This is a genomic window from Mesorhizobium sp. A556 (genome assembly GCF_054489545.1).
Window position 1 is genome coordinate 41,414 of record NZ_JBTMXA010000019.1, and the last position, 23,974, is coordinate 65,387.

Sequence of the window (23,974 nt, forward strand, 5' to 3'; positions counted from 1 at the left end):
GAGTGTATCGCCGTGGCAGCCTGCCGTCTTGCGATGCGAGCGGAGCGGAGCGTGGGTTCACCGGAAGCGACGGCGACAGGGCAGGGGGGCAGGACGCGCCGGAAATGCCGGCCCCACGTCCGGGAAAGGCCCTGCGGGTGCTCCTGTTGTTCCTCTATTTCTTCGGCTTCGCCGTCGCGATCCCGATGATCGTCGTGGCGGTCGTCCAGGCAAGGTACGGCCTGATCGACGGCCCGCCTTCCTTCCCCAAGGATGGCTTTGGCGAACAGGTCAAGTCGATCACCAAATACGGCATTTTCGTCTGGGCCGGCATGCAATTCTTCCTCTTCGGCCGGGTCGCTTCCTGGGTGAGTGCCGTGCCGGCCGTTCCCGGCATCGCTCCGGTGGCGGTGGAAACGCTGATGCAGCGCCTGCTCGGCATCAACGAGCAGGACGTTCCCTACACGATAAGCCGTGGCGCCCACGCAAACGAGATCGTCGTCGACTGGCGCTACGCCGACGCCGTATGGCTGGACCTGATGCGCGTGCACGGCATGCGCAAAGGCTATCGGCTGGTGCTTCGCTTCGACGAGGGCGCACACAATGTCAGGGCGCAGGACCGATATGCTTCCTTCGACTGGTCGGCCGGGCGCGGACCGGACCTTGCCTCTCTCAAATGGAATATCTCCCTTGGCATCACCTTCTACGAATACCAGCACGAGCGGGTCTTTGGCAGCGCCGGTCTGCCGGGTGGAGTTGTCGCTTTCTGAAGGGAGCGCGCTGAAAACGGAAGTGGCAGGACCTTGCACCTTCTACCACGGAGGAGCTTGCGGCTTCGACGGCAGCCTGACGCGGGGTGACTGACGGGCATGGCATTAAGACAGGGACGGAGGATAGCGTGCATCTGAGATCGATTCTGGTAGTGGGCGTCTTGCTCGGCTTCCTGTCCGTCGGGCCGGCCGGGGCGCAACAATTGGCTGCCGACGAGCAGGAGTTTCAGCAATTGGTGGCCGCCCTGAAAGCCAATGAGATGGAGAGGCAATCGGCCATCGCCGTCTGTACCAAACAGGGCATCGGCGAAAACCCGGCCGGGGCCGCTCAGTTCATGGGCGTGCCGGTGGAGCAGGCGGCGCAAGCGTGGTGCACCCGCATGACCAACGGCATCGCCAATGGCCAGCTTGGCCTGGCCGATATGAATGCGCTGAACGAGGGGACGGTCACGCCGGCCGCGCAGGCGGTACTGACGACCGTCTCGGAAGGCAAATAGAAATTCCGTGCGGTTGATAAGCCGGCGCAGGAATCCGCTTCTTGATAAGTATTCCACCCCAGTCTACGTTCGCAGCAATCAGACCTGTGATAACAGGCAATATAACCTTGGAGGGAGGCTGCCATGCACGTCATCGATCGCAGATATTTTCTTAAACTGTCCGCCGGGCTGAGCGCTCTACCCTTCTACGCGACGCTGGCCTGCGCCGCCGGAGCGGATATGGAAAAAGCCAAGGCCCAGGGGAAAGCCGTATTCTACGCCAATATCACCTCTGTCGATCCGATCATGGAAGCCTTCGAGAAAGCCACCGGCGTCAAGGGCGAATACACGCGCGCATCCAGCACCAAGTTCATCCCCACCATATTGACCGAGTTTGACGCCGGCAAACTTTTGGCCGACGTATTGCAGTCGCCGCAGCCCATGCTGGATTTGCTCAAGGAAAAGGGAGTTTTGGAAGCCTACCGCTCACCCGCCGCCGAAGGCTACCCGGACTGGGCCGTCAAGGACGACAGCATCACGCTCTTCGGCATCGAGTATGTTTCCTACCTGTTCAATACCGATCACGTGAAAAAGGCGGAAGCGCCCGCCAGCTATGAGGATCTGGCCGATCCCAAATGGAAAAACCAGATCGTCATGGCCAATCCGTCCAACCACCCGTCGACCATCGCGTGGCTGGTCGGGCTGAAGGAAAGCGTCTTCAAGTCCGAAGACGACTGGATGGTCTTCGTCAAAGGCCTGGCGGCCAATCAACCCATGTTCGTGGCCTCTTTCGGGCCGACACCCGCTCCCATCGAGAGCGGCGAGAAGCTCATCGGCATCTCCATGCCCAAATATATTATCACCAAGGCGCCGGCGCCTCTGGACTGGGGTCCGCGTTCCGGCCAGCCGCTGCTCGGCACATCCCGCGCCATCGCGCTTACCTCCAAAGCGCCGCATCCCGACGCGGCGCGCGCTTTCCTGGATTACTGGCTCGGCAAGGAAGCTATGGGCATGCTCGCCAAGGATGTCGGCGAGTATGTGCTTGCACCGGGCGTATTCCCGGCCATCGAAGGCATCGACAAAGTGGACGTCAAGCCGGTACGCGATCTGTCGGATGAAGAGATTCAGAAATGGGGCCGCGAATTCGGCACCATTTTCAATACTCGTTGATCCAGCAGAAAAAGAACCGACATGGAAATACGGATCGAGGGCCTGTCCAAGCATTACGTCTCGGAGGGAAAAACCGTAAAGGCTCTCGATCAGGTCGACCTGACCATTCCCGCCAATGAGATCTTCACGCTGCTGGGCCCCAGCGGTTGCGGCAAGACAACGCTGCTGCGCTGCATCGTCGGGCTGGAAACCCCCGACGACGGCGAGATCAGCATTGGCGGCGAGGTCATGTGGTCTCGCGCCAAGAAAATAGCCATTCCGCCTGAAAAGCGTGGCCTGGGCATGGTGTTTCAGACCTATGCCATCTGGCCGCATATGAGCGTGTTCGACAATATTGCCTATCCTTTGCAGATCAAGGGCGAACGCAAGGAAGTCATCCGCGAGAAAGTCGCGCGCACCCTGCGTTTCGTGCAGCTTGAGGGCGTGGAGAAGCGCTCGGCCACCAAGCTGTCCGGCGGCCAGCAGCAGCGCGTGGCGCTGGCCCGCGCGCTGATTGCGGAGCCCAAGGTCATCCTGTTCGACGAGCCGCTCAGCAATCTCGACGCAAAGTTGCGCGAAGAAACCCGCAAGGAATTGCGCAGTTTCATGAGCAAGCTGAACATCACGGCGGTCTATGTTACGCATGACCGGGTCGAGGCGCTGGCGCTGTCGGATACCATCGCCGTCATGCGCGCAGGCCGTATCGTCGAAAAAGGCTCGCCCCAGAAAATCTATTTCAATGCCGACCACCGCTTCGTCGCGGACTTCATCGGCCGCGCAAACCAGATCGAGGCGATCGTCGAGGGCGATCGGGACGGCCACACGGTGGTGCGGACCGGGATGGGCCGCATCCAGTGCCGGCCACGCGAACTGGCCGAGGGCAGCACGGCAACGCTGTGTATCCGGCCCGAATTCATACGCGTTACCAGCAAGGATCGCGGCGAAGGCCAAAATGTCATTCAGGGGAGGATCGAAGCGCTGGAGTTCGTCGGCGAGGTCTATGAGGCCGACATAAGCGTGGGCGAGGAGCGTCTGCTGGCCCGGATAGATCCGGACATCGACATGACGCAGGGCGATGAAGTCAGCATCAGCCTCGATCCTGCCCACTGCCTGCTCCTGTCGGCCTGAAGGCACGGCATGAACCAGTCGCGCCCCGTCCTGACATGGTCGCTGATCGTTATCGTCGGCCTTTTGACCCTCTGCCCTGTATTGATGTTGCTGCTGGGCAGTTTCTCCGAGGGGCTGACCGCCTTCGGGACGTTCACGACCAGCAAATATGTCGATGCCTACACCGATCCCTTTCTGCTGGAAGTCACCTTCAATACCGTCGTGTTCGTGGTGGGATCGTCGCTGTTTTCGACGGTGCTGGCCCTGTTCCTGGCCTATCTGAATACGCGCACCAATATCCCCTTCAAAGCCGCCTTTACCGTTTTGTCCATCGTGCCGATGATGATCCCGCATTTGCTGTTCTCGGTAAGCTGGGCGCTGCTGCTCAACCCGTCCAACGGGCTGATCAATCTCGTTCTGATGAATACGCTGTCGCTGGAAAGCGCTCCGTTCAACATCTATTCCCTGGGCGGCATGGTGCTGGTGGAGGGGCTGTTGAACATGCCCATCGCCTATCTGATCATCGCGCCGGCCATGGCGTCCTTCGACGTCTCGCTGGAAGAATCGTCGCGCGTCTTCGGGGCCGGCTTCTGGCGCACGCTGGTGCGTATCACGCTGCCGGTCCTGCGCCCCGCCATCCTGGCGGCGCTCGTACTGGGCATAGTGCGTAGCCTGGCCTCCTATGCCGTTCCGCGGGTGCTGGGCACGCCGGGACGCGTCGACGTGCTGGCAACCTACCTGTACGAAATGATCGCCACCGGCTTTGCGCCGGACTACGGCAAGGCGGCGGCACTCGGCATGAGCGTCTTGTCCGCCTCCATCGTCCTGATCGTCGTCTACCGCGCGCTGACGTCTGAAAGCGGCAAGTATGTGACGATCTCCAGCCGTGGTTTCAAGCCAACGATGATCGAGTTGAAGCGCGCGCGCATGCCGCTGTTCATCATCGTCGGCCTGCTATGCCTGCTCATGATCGTGCTGCCGGTGGCGGTGCTGCTTTACACCTCCTTCATGCCGTACTCCATGGTGCCGAGCGCCCGCGCCTTCTCGATGATGAGCTGGAAGAACTGGGTCGATGTCCTGCGCGATCCGCTGTCGCTGCTTGCCCTGAAGAACAGCCTGTTCCTGGCGATCGTGGGGGCCACGCTGGGCGTGCTGCTGTCGCTGTTCGTGGCCTATGTGATCGTCAAGATACGCACCCGCGCTTCGGGCCTGCTGGAGACATTGAGCTTCCTGTCGTTTTCGTTCCCCGGCATCGTCATCGGCATCGGCTTCATGTGGTTCTTCGTGCAGACGCCGCTCTATGCGACGCTGACGGCGCTGCTGCTGGCTTATATCGCTGCCTATCTCCCCTACGGGGTACGGCCGCTGGCCAGCGCCTTCGTGCAGGTGCATTCGCATCTTGAGGAATCGTCGCTGGTCTGCGGCGCAAGCCCACTGACCACCATGCGCCGCATCATCGTGCCGCTGCTGATCCCCGGCGTGGTATCGGCGTGGATCTTGATGGCGACCATGTTCATGCGCGAACTGACGGTGTCGGTGGTGCTGTCGCGGCCCGGCACCGAAGTGCTGGCCGTGCAGATACTGAGCTTCGCCGAAGACGGCCTGTGGGGCAAGCTGTCGGCGCTGGGCATCATCATGATCCTGATTTCCACGGCCCTGGTCCTGCTGGCGCAATATAGCGGCAACTGGTTCAAGCAGCGGCAGGCCAAGGGCACTTAGGCTCAGGAAGCGGGTTAAATGACGCGCTCGAAATCATTGTCGAGCGGCCAGAGCGGGCGCGGCACATGGCTGTACGGTCGCCGCTCCGCCCGCGGCGTCGCCAGCGCGCCCGCGTCGCAGACGATGACCTTGCCCGCTATCGGCTCGAAGGCGGCACGGAAATGCTGCATCGACTTCAGGACCAGCACGCGGCGCGCCGTCGGTTCGATCCCGAAAGCGCGCAATTGCTGAAGATCGACCATCTGTTGCGCTTCTGAAACGACCAGCACTTCGATCCCGTCAACGTCGATGACGGCGGTAGGCCCGAAACTATGGCTAAGCCCGCCCTGTATGGGGCCGTCGCCGACATAGGCGCCGTCCGAAAGCCTGGCCAGCACACCCGTCACCGTCAGCGGGCCGCCGCCAAAGTCAGGGGCGCCCTTGCCGCCGATCGTCACGGTTACGGTTTCACCTTGCCTGTGGCGGTGCAGTTCGGCCGCTGCCTCGGCGTCGATCATCGGCGCGAACACGGCACCTTTGACCCCCGCATCGAGCAGGCCCTTCAACAGCGCGGTCGAGTCGCCATAGGAGCCGGCGCCGGGATTGTCGGCATAATCGGCGATGACAAGCGGCCGGTCGCCGCGCCAGGCGAGCGCCTCGGCGGCGGCCTCGTCGACCTCGATGAAAACGGTGCGCTTCTTGGTCCGGCCCTGCCAGATCCTGTCGGCCAGTTCTTCCGTCACGCGCCTTGCAGCTTCTTCGGCGTCGGGATCGCGGCTGTCATAGGTCGCGAGCACGGTCGGGCCGACACAGGGCACGTCAGCCCCCGTAAAACCCGAATTGACGGAAACCGCGAGCAGCCCTTCGGCCTCGGCCGCGCGGGCGCGGTCATAAAGGGCCAGTGTCTCGGGAACATCGCTGCGGCCGGAATTCACTTCGTCCAGCATCGGCACATGCGCCCTGACGGTTCGCGGCGCAATTTCACCCCGCATCGCGCGGTCCAGGATGCGGGCGGCGTGCGCGCCGATCTCACGCATGTCCACATGCGGATAGGTCTTGTAGGAGACAAAGATCTGCGCGTCCCGGACCATGTCTTGCGACACCATCGCATGAAGGTCGAGCGTTACCGCAATGGGTATGTCCGCCCCAAGCTCGGCCCGCAGCAGGCCCAGCAGGTAGCCCTCCCCATCCGGGCAAAACGCGGGCACCATCGAGCCGTGCAGGCCGAGAAGCACGCCGTCGAGACGGCCTTTGTTGGAGCGCGCCGCCTCCACAATAATACCGGCGATGTGGTCATAGGCCGCCTTCGTCACCCGCCCGCCGGGTACGGCATGTGCCGAAATCGCATGAACGACGTTCCAGCCTGCCGGCTCGGCCACATCCATGAACCCGGCGAGTTCCGTATTGGCGTTGCGCCGGACGCGGATCGCCTCGTCGCCAACGTGCAGGGCATCCACCTCGAACTGCGGCAGGTCGGTGGCGTAGCGCGAGAACGTATTGCTCTCATGCATGAATTCGGCGGTCAGGACAGTGAAGGTCATTGGCGGTCTCTATTGCGCAAGGCGGACGCGGTGGTTGCCGCCAATCTGGATAAGCTCGCTTGGCTCGGGCACTTCGTCGGGGTTCGGGCGGCGCGATATGTCGGGCGAAAAGCGCGTAGCCTCGGGAACGGAGGCAGCTTCCGGCAAGGCGCGCGCCCCGGTCAGGATCGCATCCGGGTCGGGAACCGAACCGATCAGACGGCGCGTATAGGGGTGCGTCGGGCGGCTGAAGATAGAATGCCAGTCGCCTTCCTCCACCACGCGGCCGAAATACATCACCGCGACCCGGTCGCTGACATGCTCGACCACGCTCAGATCGTGAGAGATCATGATGTAGCTCAGGCCCAGCGTTTCCTGCAGATCCATCAAAAGGTTGATGATCTGCGCCTGGATGGACACGTCCAGCGCCGACACCGGTTCGTCCAGCACCAGGATCTTCGGGTCGAGCATCAACGCTCGCGCGATGCCGATGCGTTGTCGCTGCCCGCCCGAGAATTCATGCGGATAGCGATCGACATGATCCGGCGTCAGGCCAACGCGCACCAGCATCTCGGCGACGCGGTGGCTGGCTTCGCTGCCCTTGGCGATACCATGCAAGGCAAGCTGCGCGGACAGCATCCGGCCGATGGTCTGGCGCGGGTTGAGCGACGCATAGGGGTCCTGAAACACCATCTGCGCGATGCGGGCGCGTTCCTTCCTGTCGGGAGCACCGGGGCCCGTCATCGGCTTTCCCTTGAACAGGATCTCTCCCGAGGTCGGCTCCTGCAGGCCCATTACGGTCAGCGCGGTGGTGGATTTTCCGCAACCGGATTCGCCGACGATGGACAGGCATTCTCCTTCGTTCAGGGTCAGGTTAACGCCCTGCACGGCGCGCAGCGTCCGCTTTTTCCCCAAAAGCGATCTGCGCGCCAGCGGGAAGTGGACGTTGAGATCGCGGATTTCCAGCAGGGGCGTGCTCATGCGGTCGCCTCCTGAGGCAGGGCGCGCGGCGTGGTCAGCGTCGGAGCGTCGCGCCCGCGCTCCGCGCTGGTCACCATCTGGTCGAGTTCGGTCAAGCGGCCGCGTTCGGCGAGCGTGCGCGAACCCAGGCGCGGGCGCGCCGCAAGCAGGCCCCTGGTATAGGGATGCAGCGGATTTTCAAACAGCGCCCTGGTGTCCTGCTCCTCGACCAGCCGCCCCTGATCCATGACGCCGACGCGTCGGCACATATTGGCGATCACGCCCAGGTCGTGACTGACCAGCAGCACCGCTGTTCCCTCGGCCCGGCACAGTTCGGCAATCAACTCCAGCACGCCCGCCTGCACCGTCACATCAAGTGCTGTGGTCGGCTCGTCCGCGATCAAAAGGTCGGGACGGCAGGCCAGCGCAATCGCGACCATGACGCGCTGGCGCATCCCTCCGGACAGTTGATGCGGGTAGGACCGGGCGCGCTCCTCGGGCGACGGCACGCGAACGCTTTCCAGCGCCTCGACGGCTTTTCGGCGCGCCTCCGACCATCCCAGGCCCCTATGCACGACGAACATTTCCGCGATCTGCCGGCCGATCGTGGCCAGCGGATTGAGCGCCGTCATGGGTTCTTGAAACACCATCGCCATGCGGTCGCCGCGCAGGCGGCGCCTGGCGCGGTTGCCCAGCTTCAGAACGTCCTGGCCCCGAAACAGGATCGAGCCGCCGGTCACCTCCAGCGGGCGCTTCAACAGCCCCATTACCGACAGGCCGGTGATGCTTTTTCCCGAGCCGGATTCGCCGACGAGCCCGTAGGTTTCGCCGGGCAGGATGTCGAAAGAGACGCCGTGCAGGATTTCGTTGTGCTTGCCGACGCCGATACGCAGGTCGCGCACCGACAGGATCGGATCGGAAAGATTGCCGCTCATGCCTTCTCGGTCCTCATATGGGGATCGAGCATGTCGCGCAGCCCGTCGCCAAGCAGGTTGAAGCCAAGCACCGTGATGAAGATCGCGAGGCCGGGGAAGACGGCGGCCCAAGGCGCGGCGCGGATCAGTTCGCGGGCATCGGACAACATGTTGCCCCAGCTTGGCTGCGGTGGGCGGATGCCGACGCCGAGGAAGGACAGCGCCGCCTCGGCCAGAACCGCGCCGCCGATGCCAAGCGTTGCTATGACCAGGACCGGACCGAGGATATTCGGCAATATCTGTGTGCGCATGATGTTGGTGTCGCCGAAGCCCGCCGCCCTGGCGGCCTGCACGAAACCCTGGTTCTTGAGCGACAGGGTGGAACTGCGCGCGATGCGGCAGGTCCATGACCAGTTGGTCAGGCCGAGCGCGATCAGCAGGCTCGGCAGCCCCGGTCCGAGCACCGCCATGATGGCGAGCGCGAAAACCAGCGACGGGATCGCCAGCATGACGTTGGTCAGCCCGTTGACCAGATCGTCCCACCAGCCGCCGAAATAGCCCGCCGACACGCCGAGCGCCGTGCCGATGAACGAATTAATCAACTGCGAGACGAGGCCGACCGTCAAGGATACCCGCGCGCCGTAGAGAACGCGGGAAAAGACGTCGCGGCCCTGCCCGTCCGTGCCCAGCAGGTGCTCCCAGCTTGGCGGCATTTCGGAAACCATCAGGTCGGCGTCGAATACCGGATCGTAGGGCGCGATCCAGCCAGCGGCGAGCGCAGCAACCACCACGATCACCACCAGCGTCAGCCCGAAGACAAAATTGAAGCGCAGCCGCATGGATCAATCCACCTTGATGCGCGGGTCAATCACGGCATAGGCGATATCGACCAACATGTTGATAACGAGGAACCACAGCACGATCACGATGACCGTGCCCTGAACGACGGGAATGTCGCGCGTCGCCACGCTGTCGACCAGAAGCGAGCCGATCCCCGGCCACGAGAACAGCTTCTCGATCACGATCGCCTGCCCCATGAGCGAGCCGATCTGAAGGCCAAGCGTGGTCAGGATCAGCACCAGCACGTTGCGGGTGACATGCGTACGCACCAGGCGCGACTCGGTCAGCCCCTTGGCGCGGGCCGTGCGCACGAAATCGGCGTTCATCACGTCCAGAACACCCGCGCGGGTCGTTCGCGCCAGCAGCGCCATCGGCGATACGCCAAGCGCGATGGCCGGCAATATGACGTGCCGGATGCTGCCGGCCTGGTAGCCGAAGCTGGGCAGCCAGCCAAGCTGCAGCGCGAAGAAATACATCAGAAGCAGGCCGAACCAGAATTCGGGAAGCGACAGGCCCGAAACCGCCACCATCATCGTGCCGGTATCGAACAGGCTGCCCGGCTTCAGCGCCGCGATGAAACCGAGCGGAATGCCGATCCCTGCGGCAAAGGCCATGGCCGCCAAGGCGAGTTTGATCGAAGGCCAGAGCCGCGGCTCGATCACGTTCCAGACCGCCTCGCGGGTCCGGTAGGAAATTCCAAGGTCGAAATGCGCCAGTCCCCACAGATAGTCCCACAGACGCACTGGCAGGGGCTTGTCCAGCCCGAACTGCGCGTTCAGATGCGCCATGACATCGGCGTTGGTGGCGTTACGCCCCTCCGCCATCAAACTCGATATGAAGCTGCCGGGCACGACGCTGAATATCACGAAGATAATCAGGACGACCGCCAGCAAGGTCGGGATCATCTGCAGCGAGCGGCGAAAGATGAAGCGCATCATAAGCGAGTTCTGCCTCCTAGAGCATCGGACCGAAAAGTGGAAACCGGTTTTCGGATTATTCCGATGCTCCATCAAAGTGTTAGAGCGTCCTTTGTGCGTTCAATTGAACGCACGGTGCTCTATGGCGGGCGCCGTACGGCTGGCGGGGCCGTATGATCGGTCCCGCCAGCCAACAGGCTACCCCGCTACTTGCTCGATGCGGGTGCGGTGTCGTCGATCCAGATGTCTTCGTAGTCCTGGATCGCCAGTTCCATGGCGTTCGGCTTCAAACCGTGCACCCATGGCTGATAGGCCATCACGGCCTTGTTGTAGTTGAAGAACCAGAGCGGAGCCTCTTCCTGCAGCAGGTTGTTCGCCTGCTTGAGAAGTTCGTTCTGCTTGGCCTCGTCGGTTTCGTTACCCGCCTGGTCGATCAGTTTGTCGAAGTCGGCATTGTTGAACTTGACGTAGTTGCAGGCGGTCTGCGGCGTTGTCGAATAGAAGCAGGTCAGATATTTCAGCGGATCGGGACCCGACGAGTTCGACCACATATAGGCATCAAAATTGTCCGACAGGATCTTGTCGGACAGAACCGAGCTTTCCACAGGATCTGTCGTGACTTCGACGCCCACCTTGGCCAGCATCGGGATGATCGCCTCGACGATCGGCACGCCCCAGCTTTCATTGGAGGTCGCGGTGACCGAGAATTTCAGGCCGCTTTCAAAACCCGCTTCCTTCAGCAGTTCCTTGGCCTTTTCCGGATCGTAAGCGTAGGGCTTGGCGTCCTTGTCGAAGGCTGGAGATGAAATCGGCAGCCACGAGACCGCTGGATAGGCCTTGTTCTTCAAGAGCTTCTCGACGATCAAATCCTTATTGATCGCGTAGTTGATCGCCTGCCGGACGCGCTTGTCCTTGAACGCATCGAGCTTGGTGTTGAAGCCGATATTGCGGGTGTAGACTTCGGCCACTTCGAGGATGTGGTCCTTCAGCGCCGCATCCTGGCCATAGGCTTCATATTGCACGGGTCCGAGGACGTTGACGTCGATTTCGCCGTTGCGGAAGGCGACGTCACGCGCGGCGGCTTCGCCCATCAGCATGATGGCGAGCTTGTCGAGATGCGGCTTGCCCTGCTCATAGTAGCCGTCGAACTTCTCGAGTTCGATCTTCGAGCCTGGAACGTAGTTGGCGAGCTTGAATGGCCCGAGCCCGTTCGGCTTGGAGGCGAGCTGATCTTCCGGATAGTCCTTGGAATAGATCGGCGCGAAGTTCGACATCAGGTTCCAGCCCGGCTCGGCCAGGTTGATGAAGGTGATCTCGACGGTCTTGTCGTCGATCTTCTTCAGCCCCGAAATATGATCGGCCTTGCCTGCCTGGAATTCGGCGACGCCGGCGATCTGCAGCATCTGCTCGGCGCCCGGCAGCGCCTTCTTGGGATCGGCCAGACGGTTGTAGGACCAGATCAGATCATCGGCGTCGAACTTGTCGCCATTGTGAAAGGTCGCATCCTTAAGCTTGTACGTATAGGTTTTGCCGTCCGCCGACTTCTCGACCGATTCCGCCAGAGCGAGCTCGGGCTTGCCGCTTTCCGAGTTCCATTTGTAGAGCGAGGCGTTGATTGCCTTCGCGACGATTTCGTCTTGCGTATGCGGTGTCGCCGTTATGTCGAGCGACGTGATGGAATTGCCGTAAGGCGCGACGTACACGAATCGCCCGCCATCCTTTGGGGTCGCATCCTGCGCCAGCGCGGCGGTCGCCGTTCCGAGCGCGAACGCCGCTATCAGGCCAAATCGGGTCCACATCCTAGTTTCCTCCCTGTGTGGTTCGTTTAATGGTCTTCCTGTTGGAGCCGGACCCGCCTGAGCGAACGGCTCAACCTCTTTCATAGACGATACGTCCGTCCAGAATCGTTACCTCGCAGTGTGTTTGCCGCAGGATTTTTTCAGGGTCGGCTGTCAGGAGATCGCTCGAAAACACGGCGATATCCGCCAACATCCCCGGCTCCAGCCGGCCTTTGATCTTTTCCTCACCCTGGGAATAGGCGCCATTTTCGGTATAGGCGCGCAAGGCCTGTTCGCGCGTCAGTATCTCGGACGCGTCCATCACCGTGCCCTTGTGCGTCTTGCGCGTCAGCATGGCGTAGAGATCCGGGAAGGGATTGGGCGAGCAGACCGGCGAATCGCTGCCGGTGGACGGCTTCATCCCCAGGCGATCCCAGGTCGCGATCGGATAGGACCGCAAGCCGCGCTCCAGCCCGAGCACCAGGACGTAGGCATCGCCGAAATCATAGATGAAGGCCTGCTGCGGCGCGGGCAGCACGCCCGCCTTCAACATGCGCTGGTTGAGCGCATCGTCGACATAGCCGCAATGCTCGATCCGGTGACGGTGGGTGTGGTCCGGATTGGCGGCGCGCACCCGCTCATAGGCGCGCACCAACTGGTCTATTGCCGCGTCGCCGATGCCATGGAAGACCAGCGTATAGCCAAGCGCTGCATAGCGGTCGACCAGTTCGAACAACTGGGCATCGGGTAGCATCTGAATGCCGACATTGTCGGGCTGGCCGACATAGGGCTGGCGCATCCAGGCCGTTCGCCCGCCGGCCGAGCCGTCCGTGAAGATTTTTACGCCGCCGATGCGGAACAGGGCGCTGCCGCTGCCGGTGACGAGGCCCATGGCATGGCACGGCTCGACGATGGACGACCCCGGATCGCCCAGCAGCGTCGCCCAGACCCGGACCGGCAGCCGGCCGCTACCCTCGGCCTGTTGATAAGCCTCGATCTCGGTCATCCCGTCGATCTGGCCGACGGCCGCGTCCATGCAGGACGTGATGCCGAACTGCAAAAGGTGATGGCCGCCCGCCTCGATGGCGTCGACAATATCGGCAAGAGACGGCGTCGGCTGGACCTCATAGACGAGATGCTGGGCGTTCTCCGCCAGCAGTCCGGTCAGTTCGCCCCCCTCGCGCTCAATGAGGCCGCCATCCGGATCGGGCGTGTCGATGTCGATCCCCGCCAGCGCCATCGCCCGCGAATTGACGATGGTGACATGGCCGCAGGCGCGCGTGACCGAAACCGGGTGGTCGGGCAAGGCCGCGTCCAGTTCCCTTAGCGTGGGCATCTGGCCGTCGGGATAACGGGTTTGGTCAAATCCGCGCGCCGTCACCCATTCACCCTTGGGCGTTTGGGCGGCACGCGCCTGAAGGGCGGCAACCAGCGCGCTGCGGGTAGGTGCCGCATCCGGCGTCGCATCGACCTTGCTGCGCAGAAGCCCCGTCGAGATCAGATGCAGGTGCGCGTCGTTCAGACCGGGCATGCCAAAGCGGCCGGCCAGATCGACGACTTTCGTATCCGGGCCGATCGACGCCTTGATATCGGTATTCGAGCCGCTGGCCAGCACCTTGTTCCCAAGGACCGAAATCGCCTCTACGACCGGATTGCCGTAGCCGGTCCATATTTTGCCGCTATGCAGGACGAGGTCGGCCTTATCTACGGAAGTCATATTGCTTTTTATTCCCCCAGGCGCGCGCAAGGCGTCGCCAGCTTTGGTTGACGAGAAGTGCCGATCCGTCGCCGTGCACCGGCCGGACAGCCCTCGCACCCGACCTCATCGCGTATCTCACAAGCGCATCGATGGCTGCCCCAAATCATCCCCCGGAGTTACGATGCCGCTCAGTCGTGTTCAGTAAGCTGGGTAGATCTGCTTGTGTCAACGGCATCCGGAAATTCTGCCGGATCGACAGCGGAATTCAAAACGGTACCCTCCCGGACGCCAGCTTGCCTGCCAGCTTGTTCGTTTCACGTTGCGGTGTCGGCCGGCTCGTGGCCAATTCGGTTTTCGCAACATGCTATGCAAAATTTGCATAGCATTGCAATTAGAATGAAATACATTGCAAGTTCAGGGAAAATTCCGGCTCAAAATCGGCTGTCTGCCGCAAACAAGGGGGGCTCGGTGGAGATCAAATGGCTGGAGGATTTCGTAACGCTTGCCGAGACATCGAGCTTTTCGCGCGCGGCCGAAATCCGCAATGTCACCCAACCGGCCTTCAGCCGACGCATCAAGCAGCTTGAAACATGGGTCGGCGCGCCGCTCATCAGCCGCGCCACCATGCCGGCCGAACTGACACCGGCCGGGCGCAATTTTCTCCCCATGGCGCAGGATGCGATCCGGATGTTCTATTCGGTGCGCGAATCGCTGCGCCCGCCCGCCGAACAGGGCCTCGTACGCTTTGCCTCCCTCCACACCTTGACCATCACGTTCTTTCCCGACTGGCTGCGGGAATTGCAGCGCACGACCCGCAAGTTCGGCACGTCCTTCATCGCCGACAGGGGCGGCATCGAGGCGAACCTCGCCGCGCTGACCGATCATGAGACCGACTTTTTTCTCACCTACGCACACCGCGAAGTGCCGTTTCACCTCGACCGCGACAAGTTCGCCTTCCTGACCATCGGCGCGGACCGGCTGATCCCCGTTGCTGCGCCGGAGTTGCGCCTCGACAAGCCGGTGCATGCGGCAGGTATTCTGGACAGGCCGGACACGGTGACCCGGCCTTTGCCCTATCTGGGCTACGGTCACAGTTCGTTCTTTGGCGTAGCGCTTGGAAGGCTGTTTTCGAAACACTCACCCTTCCGGCGTCAAACGGTGCACGAAAGCACGATCAGCGCCGGCCTCAAGGAACTGACGCTGGCGGGTGCCGGCATCTGCTGGCTGCCGGAAAGTCTCGTCGAGAAAGACATTTCCAGCGGCGGTCTCGTCGCCTGTTCAGCCAATCCCACCTGGACGCTCGATCTCGAGGTCCGGCTGTATCGCAGCTCGGACGCAACCCGCAGCCCGATGGTGGAAGCGATCTGGCAATCCTCCAAGGTGCTGGCTTCCAAAACGCTGGCCGATGAACGCCTCAACTCCGCATGAAGCGATAGGCGCGTAGCACTTCGAAATAATCGCTGGACGCAAAGGCGACGGCACGCGGCCCATGCCCGCGCACGCCGGGATACCAGGAGGCGCGATAGGCATCGACGGGATTGCTGAATTCGATGACCATCTCGATCTGATCGGGAATTAGCGGCACAGCCTGACGCGCCCGTTCGCCGAGCGCCTTTTCGACGCCCTCGCGGATCGCAGCGCGCGCTGCCGCCGGTGCGATGGAAATGGTGGATGCACCGACGCCCTTGAGTGTCTCGACGGTAACGATGCCCGGCACGAGGGCTCTGGCGTCCGCGCAAATGCCTTCGTCACCGCACAGAAATACCGAGCGCAAGCCGTAGCGCGCGGCACATAGCGCGTTCAACGTGAATTCGGAGGCCATTTCTCCATTCAGCATCAGCCTCGATATGCGCAATGTCGATGTGTGGGCGAGCGGGTTGTCCTCGACGCCGGCCTTGGAATGGTAGCCGGTATAAAGCGCCGCATCGAAGCTTTCGTCGGCCCCGAACATCATGGCGTCCGGGTGTCCCGACCAGCCCCTGACGATGCGCACGCATGCCGGCATGTGTTCGAGAAGGAGGTTGCGCCCGCTGTCATGCGCATCCTTGATGACAATCTCGGTCGCGCCGGCAGCCTGTGCGCCCTCGCAGGCCGCCAGAACCTCGGCGGTCATCAGTTGGCGGAATTCCAGATAATCGGCATGCGTTTTTTCCGCTTCATTCCAGGCGTTAATGCCGGCGGTGCCTTCGATATCGGCCGAAATGAAAATCTTCATGCTCAAGGGGTCCTCTCCAACCAGTCGGTCAACGCCGGAAAAGTGCGGCCGTCTCGCCCGACCGTACTTTCAGCAGCGAACAGGGCATTCAGGACGGCCTCGCTCGTTGCTTCCACAACTGCTTCGAAAACGATGTCGATATATCCGTCATCCATGCGCGAAATCGAGATGAACGGCGAAGACGCAGTATGCGGCAGCGGATCGGCGGTGGTGAAGGCGATGGCGATATCGCCGCTGCCGTGCCCAAAATAGGAACCGAGACGGGCGATGCCGGCACCCGCACGGCGCGCAACGCGGTTCAACTGCCGGTCGTCAAGCGGCAGGTCCGTGCCGACAAGGACGATGATCGATCCGCTTTCAGGCCGTATGAGCCCTTTTGGATCGGCCCTGCGGCCGTCCGGGAGAACAAGGTCGCCCGTCCTGCCGAAATTGGAGAGCACCAGCGCGCCGAGCGTGAAGGCGCGGGACCCGATTTCGAGCGCACGGGAGGCGCTGCCAATACCGGCCTTGAAGCCGAAGGACGTCATGCCGGTGCCCGCACCGATGCTGCCCTGCCCGACCGGGCCCGCGCCAGCTGCGTCCAGCGCCGCCTCGGCGTCATGCCGGGTGACAGCCATGGCCTGGATATCGTTGATTGAGCCATCGTTGCATTCGCATACGACAGGGTTGACCGTGCCGGTTTCGCGCCCGATCTGCGGGTTGGCGGCAATGGCGCGCCGGATCAGCGCCTCGGCACATGGCGCGACCGAGAATGTATTGGTCAAAAGGATCGGGGTTTCGATCGTGCCCAGTTCGGCCAGTTGCATCAGCCCGGCGGACTTGCCGAAACCGTTGATGATCTCCACCGCCCCCCTGACCTTGGAGCGAAACAGGTCGCCGCCATGCGGCAGCACGGCCGTGACGCCCGTCGCCAATCCATCCCCGACAAGCGTCTTGTGGCCGACCAGCACGCCCGGCACGTCGGTGATGGCGTTGTTTCGGCCGGGCGGCAGCCGCCCCACACCAAGCCCCAGATGCCGTGCCGCGCCCATTCTCAGGTCCCGTTCATCAATCAAAAGCCGCTCACCGGGCAAAAGCCGCTCATCAGGCAAGGGCCGCCTGTAGGTAAATTTCCTGCAGGCGGCGTGTCAATGGACCAGGTTCGCCGTTTCCGATCTTAACGTCGGCAATACGGACGACCGGCGTGACCAGGCTGGAGGCCGATGTCAGGAAGGCTTCCGCCGCCGAAAATGCTTCCTCGGGCGAAAAAGCGCGCTCTTCGAATACGATGCCCTCACCTTCACACAGAAGCTTTACCGCCCGCCGCGTACAGCCTGGCAGGATGGTTTGCGAGTTGGCGCGGGTCACGACACGGCGGTCGTGAGTGACGATGAAAGCCGTCGCCGATGCGCCTTCGGTCACCTGTCCGTCTTCGACGAACCAGACATCGTCGAAGCCGTCCTTGGCGGCTGCGTGCTTTGCCAGAACCTGCCCCAGCAGCATGACGGTTTTAATGTCGCGCCGCATCCAGCGCGGATCGGGGGCCAGCGCGACGGCGATGCCTTCGGCCTGGGGCTTGGTGCCGACGAGTTTCCGGGCGCTTGTGAAGGCAACGAAGGTCGGCTCGAGATCATCGGCAAACAGGAAATTGCGTTTGGCCTGCCCGCGCGAAATCTGGAGATAGACCGTTCCTTCATCCAGCCCGTTGCGCGCGATCAGTTCCCTCTGGATGACCTCTATCTCGGGCAGTGTCATGGGCATGGGAATGCCCATTTCGGCAAGGGACCGTTGCAGGCGGCCGAGATGGAAATCATTGTCGATCAGCCTGCCGCCAATCACGGCGGTCACTTCGTAGACCGCGTCCCCAAAGAGAAACCCGCGATCGAACAGGCCGATGCGCGCCTCGTCTTCGGGCATGTAGCGCTTATTGCAATAGACTTGCACCACTTTGGCCATCCTCGATCACGCACTCAACTGACGTGTCTCGATAGATGCCGATGCGGGCCGGCAAAGGCCAATTCAAAAAATGCAATTCACCATGCCGATACAAGCATCTGCGAAGTCATGCCTGCCGGGCTACCGCATGTCGCCAATGCGCTTGCGCAGCCAGCCGGAAGCGATCTCGGCGATGAGGACCAGGCCGATGATGACCAGCAGGATGGCGGCGACCCGCGTGCTTTCCATCTGCTGCGTCGTGCGCTTCAGATACCAGCCCATACCGCCGCCGCCGAAAAAGCCGACGACGGTAGCAGCGCGGAAAGCGACATCCCACGTGTAGATGGCGATGCCGGTGAAGGCGACGCGCACCTGCGGCAGGACCGCATATTGGAACACCTGAAGCGGACTGGCGCCGACCGAGCGCATAGCTTCGACCGGGCCCATGTCGATCGCTTCAAGTTCGTCCGAGAACAGCTTGCCCGCAAAGCCGATGCAGAACAGGGTCAGCGCCAGCGTACCGGCCAGCATGCCGAAGCCAAGCACGGTGACGAACAGGATCGTCCAGATCGTCTCGTGGATGGAGCGGCTGCCCATGATGGCGAAGCGGCCCAGTGGATAGGCGATGCGCTTGCTGATCGTGATGTTCCGCGCGGCCAGCCAGGCCAGCGGAACCGAGCAGACCACGCCGACGAAGCCGCCCAGCAGCGACATTTCCAGGGTGCGGAGAACGGAACGCAGGAAATCCGCGTCCGACACATACTCCATGTCCGGCGGGAAGTAGCGGGTCGCCAGGATCTGCGCCAGTCGAGGGAAAGCTCCGAGAATGCGCGACAGGTCGATATTGAGAAAGGCGATCGAGTAGCCGAGGAACGCCAGCACCGCTAGCATGACGGAGAAGCGGATCGTCGATGCCGGATGGCGATAGCGCGACCATTTGCGCGGCGGGCCGGGAATCGGGCGGATGTCGGTGGCAGTCATGGACATCGTCGCCTCCTCAAATGACAGCTTTGCGAGCGTAATGGGAAATGACTTCGCCGATGGCGATCAGCACCAGCACGGCCAGCACCACCAGGGTGACGCCGCCATAGTTGAACATGGCCATCTGCCTGAAGAACACCAGGCCAAGCCCGCCCGCGCCAACCAGACCCATGATGGCCGACCGGCGGATGTTGATGTCCCATTCGAAAATGATGGTGCCGATGATGACCGGCATTATCTGCGGCACGATGCCGTAATACATGACCTGGAACTGGTTGCCGCCAACGGCGCGGATCGCTTCCACCGGCTTGGGGTCGATGTTCTCGATCGCCTCTGCGGTAATCTTCGAGATGAAGCCGACCGAGCGCACCGCGACCGCCAGGATGCCGGGCAGCGCGCCAAGGCCGACCGCACCCACGAACAGCAGCGCCCAGATGATCTCGTGGATCGACCGCGAAAGGACCATCAGGAAGCGGCCGAGCGGGTAGATGATGTATTTGTTTGGCGTGACGTTGGCCGCGCCGAACCACGCGACCGGCAGCGACAGGAAGCAGCCGAGGATGGTTCCAAGCGTCGCCATCATCAGCGTTTCCAACGCCGGGACAACGAGCTTGGGCAATAAAGACCAGTCGATCAGAAAGAAGCGTTTCACCGTACCGACTACGCCGAGCGCACCGCCCATCCGCGCCCAGTCGGTGTCGAACATGATCGTGTCCCAGAAGCACCAGGCAAGCAGCACCAGCGCCCCGGCAACGAGCAGCCAGTTGTTGATGCGACGGCTGCGCTTGTGCGCGAGATAGGCCTCGTAACCGTGCCCGGAAACCGTCGCCATGCTCATCACAGCACTTCCATGGCGTAGATCTCGTCCAGATCCTGCTTGCGCATGCCTTCGGTCGGACCGTCGAATTTCTTGTAACCGTCCTGCATGCCGATGATGCGATTGCAGGTTTCCAGCGCAAGCTGGACATCGTGGATGTTGCAGAGCACGGGCACCGAAAACTCGGCCGCAAGTTCCCGGATCAACCCCATGACGTCGCGTGAAATCTTGGGGTCGAGCGCCGATGTCGGCTCGTCGAGAAGCAGGATTTCCGGCTTCTGCATGAGCGCGCGGGCGATGCCGACGCGCTGGCGCTGCCCGCCGGACAACGCATCGGCCCGCTTGTCCACATGGTCCGAAAGGCCGACACGTTCCAGAAGATGCAGGGCGCGATCGATATCCTCCCTGGCGAAGGCCTTGAAGAAGCTGCGTACCGCGCCCGTATAGCCAAGGCGGCCGGACAGCACATTGTCCATGACCGACATGCGGTTGACCAGGTTGAACTCCTGGAAGATCATGCCGATGCGCCGCCGCAGCCGCCGCAAGTCGCCGCCATTGAGCGTGCGAACCGACTGGCCAAACAGGATGATGTCGCCATCGGAAGGCTCGACCAGCCTGTTGATGCAGCGGACCAGCGTCGATTTTCCGGCCCCGCTGGGTCCAATGACCGCGCAGAAATCGTCGGCGCCAACCTCGAAGTCGATCCCCTTCAATATCTGCGGGCCATTGGCCGTATAGCTGACCTTGAGGTTACGCACTTCCAGAATCGACATCGCCGCCATCCGATTGGACTGAGAACCGCGGGACCCGCAGTTCTCAGCCGTGATCATTTCGTGCCTCACTTGCTTGCGGCCTTCTCGGCGGCAACCAGCTTGCGGATAATGTCGTAGTCGCTGTCCTTCATGGCAACGAATTTCGTCGAGTTGATGCCATCAAAGAACGGCTTCGAGGCCGGGTCCTCGTGCAGTGTCAGAAACGCATCGCGGATCGAGGCCTTGAGCGGCTCGCAGAGATCGCTGCGATAGACCATCGGGTCCTGGGGGATGACATCAGATTCCCAGAGCACGCGGAAATCTTCCTTCTTTGCGAGCCCCCGATCGATCACATTGTCAAGGCGGTGGGTCGCGACGAAGGCGTCGTCGACGCGGCCTTCCTTGACGGCGAGCGCCGATTGGTCATGGCCGCCGGTATAGACGACCTTGGAGAAATATTTCTCGAGTTCGGGCCCGGTGCCGATCTTCTCGCCAAAAACCATACGCGGCAGAAGATTTCCCGACGTACTCGCCGGATCGGCGAGCCCGACGACCGATCCCTTCAGCGACTCGATGCTATCGAATTTGGAATCGGCCTTGACCAGAAGCACGGCGCGGTAGCCCGGACCCTCTTCCTGGAAATGACCTTTGGTCTTGGTGTAAGTGGCGAAAACCTCGAGCTTGGGGTCTTTCTCCTTGGCGAGCACGTAGGAATTGGGCCCGTGCACGCCGATCTGCACCCAGCCATTGACCATTCCCTCGATGACCGAGGCGTAGGATGTCGGCATGAAAAACTCGACGCTCTTGCCGGTCTTCTCCTTGAGCTTGTCGAGGAGCGGCTTGTAGATGTCGAGTTCCTGCGTCGTCTCCTCGGTCGGAATGATCGAAAAGACGAGTGCCTTTGGGTCCTTGCATTCCTCGGCGAGAGCGCCGCTGCATGTGTAAGCGATGACGGCACCGATGGTTGCCAGTCCAACGACAGAGCATTTCAGAAAAGTCATGTATTCCTCCCATGAACACGGTGATGCGGCGTGAGTACCGGCTACCCGGCAGCACCAGCCGCGATGTTTCGATTATGCGACAGCCATGCGTCTTCCCTTGTAAAAACCGCCAGCTGCCAGCAGGTCCTCCCGATTTCCAACAAAATTCTGGCCACGCTCCCCATCGAAGGCCAGGTCGATCAGTTCTCGCCACTCGGCATCGTCGATACCGTAATGCTGGGGATCGGTCGCGACATCAAGCTTGTGCAAGGTTGCGGCGAGCTGGTCGGCGGCGCCGTGGGCGTCCGCATCGAAGATTGCGCGCAAGCCCTCGGCACAGAGCCCGCCCTGGCCGGCAACGCTGCGGATGATCATCGGCAACGAGAACGAGCAGGCGATTCCATGCGGGACGCCGTGGCGCAACGTGATCGGGTAAGACAGCGAGTGGGCAATGGCCGTCTTGGTGTTGGAAAAGGCAAACCCTGCCGATGTCGCGGCTCGCGCCATCCGTTCACGCAATTCGACGTTGAGCAGGTCGTCGGCGAGATGCGGCAGCGTGGAAAGAACCCCGCGCGCCGCCGTCACCGCATGCGCCATCGAGACCGGATTGGCGTTGCGGTTCCACAGGCTCTCAAGCGAATGCGACAATGCATCGAGGCCCGTCTGAATGGTCAAGCCGCGCGGCTTGCCCGTCATCAGTTCAGGGTCGACGAGCGATACTTCCGGATAAAGGGCGGGATGCGCGAGCGACAGCTTCGCGCCGCCGGCATTGTCCCAGACGGTGCCCCAGCAGGTGACTTCGCTTCCGGTGCCTGCCGTCGTCGGAACGGCAATGAGCGGCCACGGCTGGATCGTTTCGGCGCCGGTCCGTTTCCTCAGATAGGCATCGACCGCGATGAAATCGCCCCGAGCCGCCGCGAAGACCTTGGCGGAGTCGATCACCGACCCGCCGCCGATCGCCACGATGAGCTGCGGCTGCGCCGACAGGCTCGAAAAGCGTTCCGTCTGCTCTTTCAGGAGGGCAATATCGGGATTGGGCGCGATATCGTCTATGACCAGCACCGGCTTTCCGGCTTTCGCCTCGAGCTGTTCGCGAAGGGTCTGGAAGTAGGGTTCGCCGTAGGTCACCAGCGCATAGCGACGACCGCCGATGACATCGGCCAACATGGAAAAGCTACCGCAACCAAAGCGGACTTCAACTGGATTGCGATATGACCACACGGTAGAAATCCTGTCCTGAAAACGTTCGGTCAGGGCAGTCTGTCTAACTCTTGATCCATTGACTAATACAAATTTCCGTCGATTATCATTGACTGTGGCTATAGTATTCACCCACCTCCGCTCCTTCCACGCAGTGGCCGAAAATCACGGTTTCACGGCCGCTGCCAAGGCATTGCGCATCAGCCAGCCGACCGTGACCACGCAGGTCAAGGAGCTTGAGGAGCGCTATGGCGTCGAGCTGCTGGTGCGGCGCGGACGGCGCGTCGAACTGACCGAAACGGGCGCGACCCTGTTCGATATAAGCCGGCGCATCATGAGCCTGTCCGAGGAAGCCGAGGAACTGCTGCTCAGCAGCGGAAAATTGACCACCGGCCAGTTGCGCGTCGCCGCCGTCGGGCCGTTCCATGCCACCGAAATGATCGCGCGTTTCCTGGCGCGCTATCCCTCCATCTCGGTCAGCATGCTTCTGGGCAACTCCGACCAGACGCTGCAAAGGATACTCGATCTCGAATCGGATGTAGCCGTCGTCGCGCATGTCGTCGACGATCCGCGCGTCCATTCGGTCGCATTCAGCACGCATGAAGTGGTGGTCTTCATCAACACCGATCATCCCTGGCGCGACCGTGAAAGCATCATGATCGCCGAACTGGCCGAGCAGCCGCTGATCCTGCGTGAAACCGGATCAACCACCCGCCGTGCCTTCGAGGCTGCCGCGCAAAAGGCCAATGTCCCCATCAAGCCCCTGCTCGAAATCGGCAGCCGGGAGGGCGTCTGGAAAGCGGTCGAACGGGGCCTTGGCATCGGCATCGTCGCGGACTTCGAGTTCGTCGCCCACCCTCGCCTCAAGGTCGTCCATATCTCGGACGCGACCATCCGGACGGAATATCGGCTGGCCTGCCTGGTGGAACGCCAGCATTCGCCCAAGATAGAGGCCTTCATGCAGTCGGTCCTTGCTCCTTGAGCAACCCGTGGACGCTATCCGCATAACCAATGCTCCAGCCTCCTGGAGCGGTCTGCTGGCGCGCGTCGGCGCAAATGCCTCTTGAGGCCCGCACTGCGCTATAGCTTATTTCTATCTCGACAATTCAGAATTGCGATTTTCCAGATGGGTCAGTTTGGTCCAAAAGGAGTGCGACTGAGATGAAACGCGAACAGAGCGTTCGCCTAGCTCGCAGAGAAGATCGCCATGAATCAGATGTCCCCCGTCACCGTTTCCGTCAATGGGCGGGATTATCCTTGGCCGCGCGTTCCGGCGATTGCGATCTGCCTGGACGGCTGCGAGCCGGC

Annotated in this window: 22 protein-coding genes; 7 read left to right on the top strand and 15 right to left on the bottom strand. The window is 61.9% G+C overall.

What is annotated here, in order from left to right:
- The first annotated feature begins 104 nt into the window (after positions 1-104).
- From ACX3P0_RS23160 to ACX3P0_RS23180, 5 genes are all read left to right on the top strand, one after another.
- Positions 105-749, top strand: coding sequence for a hypothetical protein (locus tag ACX3P0_RS23160; RefSeq protein ID WP_459092298.1), 645 nt, complete (start codon positions 105-107; stop codon positions 747-749).
- A 128-nt stretch (positions 750-877) separates the two neighbouring features.
- Positions 878-1,246 (top strand): hypothetical protein, encoded by a 369-nt coding sequence (locus ACX3P0_RS23165; RefSeq protein ID WP_459092300.1) that lies wholly within the window; start codon positions 878-880, stop codon positions 1,244-1,246.
- A 123-nt stretch (positions 1,247-1,369) separates the two neighbouring features.
- Complete coding sequence (locus ACX3P0_RS23170; protein WP_459092302.1) at positions 1,370-2,395, top strand: ABC transporter substrate-binding protein; 1,026 nt, start codon at positions 1,370-1,372, stop codon at positions 2,393-2,395.
- Between the two features lie 21 nt (positions 2,396-2,416).
- The gene (locus ACX3P0_RS23175; RefSeq protein ID WP_459092304.1) at positions 2,417-3,502 is read left to right on the top strand and encodes an ABC transporter ATP-binding protein; all 1,086 of its coding nucleotides are present in this window, start codon (positions 2,417-2,419) and stop codon (positions 3,500-3,502) included.
- Positions 3,503-3,511: 9 nt separating this feature from the next.
- Positions 3,512-5,200 carry an ABC transporter permease gene (locus ACX3P0_RS23180; RefSeq protein ID WP_459092306.1) on the top strand — a complete coding sequence of 563 codons (1,689 nt, stop codon included), beginning with the start codon at positions 3,512-3,514 and terminating at the stop codon, positions 5,198-5,200.
- A gap of 14 nt (positions 5,201-5,214) precedes the next feature.
- Here the strand turns inward: ACX3P0_RS23180 and ACX3P0_RS23185 are convergent, their stop codons facing one another.
- The 7 genes from ACX3P0_RS23185 to ACX3P0_RS23215 form a co-directional block, all read right to left on the bottom strand.
- The gene (locus ACX3P0_RS23185) at positions 5,215-6,720 is read right to left on the bottom strand and encodes a M81 family metallopeptidase (protein ID WP_459092308.1); all 1,506 of its coding nucleotides are present in this window, start codon (positions 6,718-6,720) and stop codon (positions 5,215-5,217) included.
- 9 nt (positions 6,721-6,729) lie between these two features.
- Positions 6,730-7,680 carry an ABC transporter ATP-binding protein gene (locus tag ACX3P0_RS23190; RefSeq protein ID WP_459092310.1) on the bottom strand — a complete coding sequence of 317 codons (951 nt, stop codon included), beginning with the start codon at positions 7,678-7,680 and terminating at the stop codon, positions 6,730-6,732.
- The gene (locus tag ACX3P0_RS23195; RefSeq protein ID WP_459081469.1) at positions 7,677-8,594 is read right to left on the bottom strand and encodes an ABC transporter ATP-binding protein; all 918 of its coding nucleotides are present in this window, start codon (positions 8,592-8,594) and stop codon (positions 7,677-7,679) included. Before ACX3P0_RS23195 ends, ACX3P0_RS23190 begins: the two co-directional genes overlap by 4 nt.
- Positions 8,591-9,412 carry an ABC transporter permease gene (locus ACX3P0_RS23200; RefSeq protein WP_459081470.1) on the bottom strand — a complete coding sequence of 274 codons (822 nt, stop codon included), beginning with the start codon at positions 9,410-9,412 and terminating at the stop codon, positions 8,591-8,593. The genes ACX3P0_RS23195 and ACX3P0_RS23200 overlap by 4 nt, the downstream gene beginning before the upstream one ends.
- A gap of 3 nt (positions 9,413-9,415) precedes the next feature.
- The gene (locus tag ACX3P0_RS23205; RefSeq protein ID WP_459081471.1) at positions 9,416-10,351 is read right to left on the bottom strand and encodes an ABC transporter permease; all 936 of its coding nucleotides are present in this window, start codon (positions 10,349-10,351) and stop codon (positions 9,416-9,418) included.
- Positions 10,352-10,536: 185 nt separating this feature from the next.
- Positions 10,537-12,129, bottom strand: a complete 1,593-nt coding sequence (locus ACX3P0_RS23210) for an ABC transporter substrate-binding protein (protein WP_459092312.1) — start codon at positions 12,127-12,129, stop codon at positions 10,537-10,539.
- Between the two features lie 70 nt (positions 12,130-12,199).
- Positions 12,200-13,825 (bottom strand): amidohydrolase, encoded by a 1,626-nt coding sequence (locus tag ACX3P0_RS23215; RefSeq protein WP_459092314.1) that lies wholly within the window; start codon positions 13,823-13,825, stop codon positions 12,200-12,202.
- Positions 13,826-14,275: 450 nt separating this feature from the next.
- Here ACX3P0_RS23215 and ACX3P0_RS23220 point away from each other — a divergent pair, with 450 nt between their 5' ends.
- Positions 14,276-15,235 (top strand): LysR family transcriptional regulator, encoded by a 960-nt coding sequence (locus ACX3P0_RS23220; RefSeq protein ID WP_459092316.1) that lies wholly within the window; start codon positions 14,276-14,278, stop codon positions 15,233-15,235.
- Here the strand turns inward: ACX3P0_RS23220 and ACX3P0_RS23225 are convergent.
- The 8 genes from ACX3P0_RS23225 to psrA all read right to left on the bottom strand — a co-directional run bounded on the left by ACX3P0_RS23225 (position 15,222) and on the right by psrA (position 22,687).
- On the bottom strand, positions 15,222-16,022 hold the full coding sequence (locus tag ACX3P0_RS23225) for a M55 family metallopeptidase (RefSeq protein WP_459092318.1): 801 nt from the start codon (positions 16,020-16,022) through the stop codon (positions 15,222-15,224). The two genes, ACX3P0_RS23220 and ACX3P0_RS23225, sit on opposite strands and share 14 nt — an antisense overlap.
- 2 nt (positions 16,023-16,024) lie before the next feature.
- Positions 16,025-17,053: a DmpA family aminopeptidase gene (locus ACX3P0_RS23230; RefSeq protein WP_459092320.1), complete on the bottom strand. Its 1,029-nt coding sequence runs from the start codon at positions 17,051-17,053 to the stop codon at positions 16,025-16,027.
- A 52-nt stretch (positions 17,054-17,105) separates the two neighbouring features.
- Positions 17,106-17,957, bottom strand: coding sequence for a D-amino-acid transaminase (locus ACX3P0_RS23235; RefSeq protein ID WP_459092322.1), 852 nt, complete (start codon positions 17,955-17,957; stop codon positions 17,106-17,108).
- A 120-nt stretch (positions 17,958-18,077) separates the two neighbouring features.
- On the bottom strand, positions 18,078-18,923 hold the full coding sequence (gene phnE, locus ACX3P0_RS23240) for a phosphonate ABC transporter, permease protein PhnE (RefSeq protein ID WP_459081476.1): 846 nt from the start codon (positions 18,921-18,923) through the stop codon (positions 18,078-18,080).
- Positions 18,924-18,933: 10 nt separating this feature from the next.
- A complete protein-coding gene (phnE, locus tag ACX3P0_RS23245) occupies positions 18,934-19,755 on the bottom strand; it encodes a phosphonate ABC transporter, permease protein PhnE (RefSeq protein WP_459092324.1) in 822 nt (273 codons plus the stop codon).
- A complete protein-coding gene (gene phnC / locus ACX3P0_RS23250) occupies positions 19,755-20,507 on the bottom strand; it encodes a phosphonate ABC transporter ATP-binding protein (protein ID WP_459092326.1) in 753 nt (250 codons plus the stop codon). Before phnC ends, phnE (ACX3P0_RS23245) begins: the two co-directional genes overlap by 1 nt.
- 65 nt (positions 20,508-20,572) lie before the next feature.
- Positions 20,573-21,487 (bottom strand): phosphate/phosphite/phosphonate ABC transporter substrate-binding protein, encoded by a 915-nt coding sequence (locus tag ACX3P0_RS23255; RefSeq protein ID WP_459081479.1) that lies wholly within the window; start codon positions 21,485-21,487, stop codon positions 20,573-20,575.
- 72 nt (positions 21,488-21,559) lie between these two features.
- Complete coding sequence (psrA, locus tag ACX3P0_RS23260; protein ID WP_459092328.1) at positions 21,560-22,687, bottom strand: iron-containing alcohol dehydrogenase PsrA; 1,128 nt, start codon at positions 22,685-22,687, stop codon at positions 21,560-21,562.
- A 94-nt stretch (positions 22,688-22,781) separates the two neighbouring features.
- Here psrA and ACX3P0_RS23265 point away from each other — a divergent pair, with 94 nt between their 5' ends.
- Positions 22,782-23,648: a LysR substrate-binding domain-containing protein gene (locus ACX3P0_RS23265; protein ID WP_459092330.1), complete on the top strand. Its 867-nt coding sequence runs from the start codon at positions 22,782-22,784 to the stop codon at positions 23,646-23,648.
- Positions 23,649-23,974 lie beyond the last annotated feature (326 nt).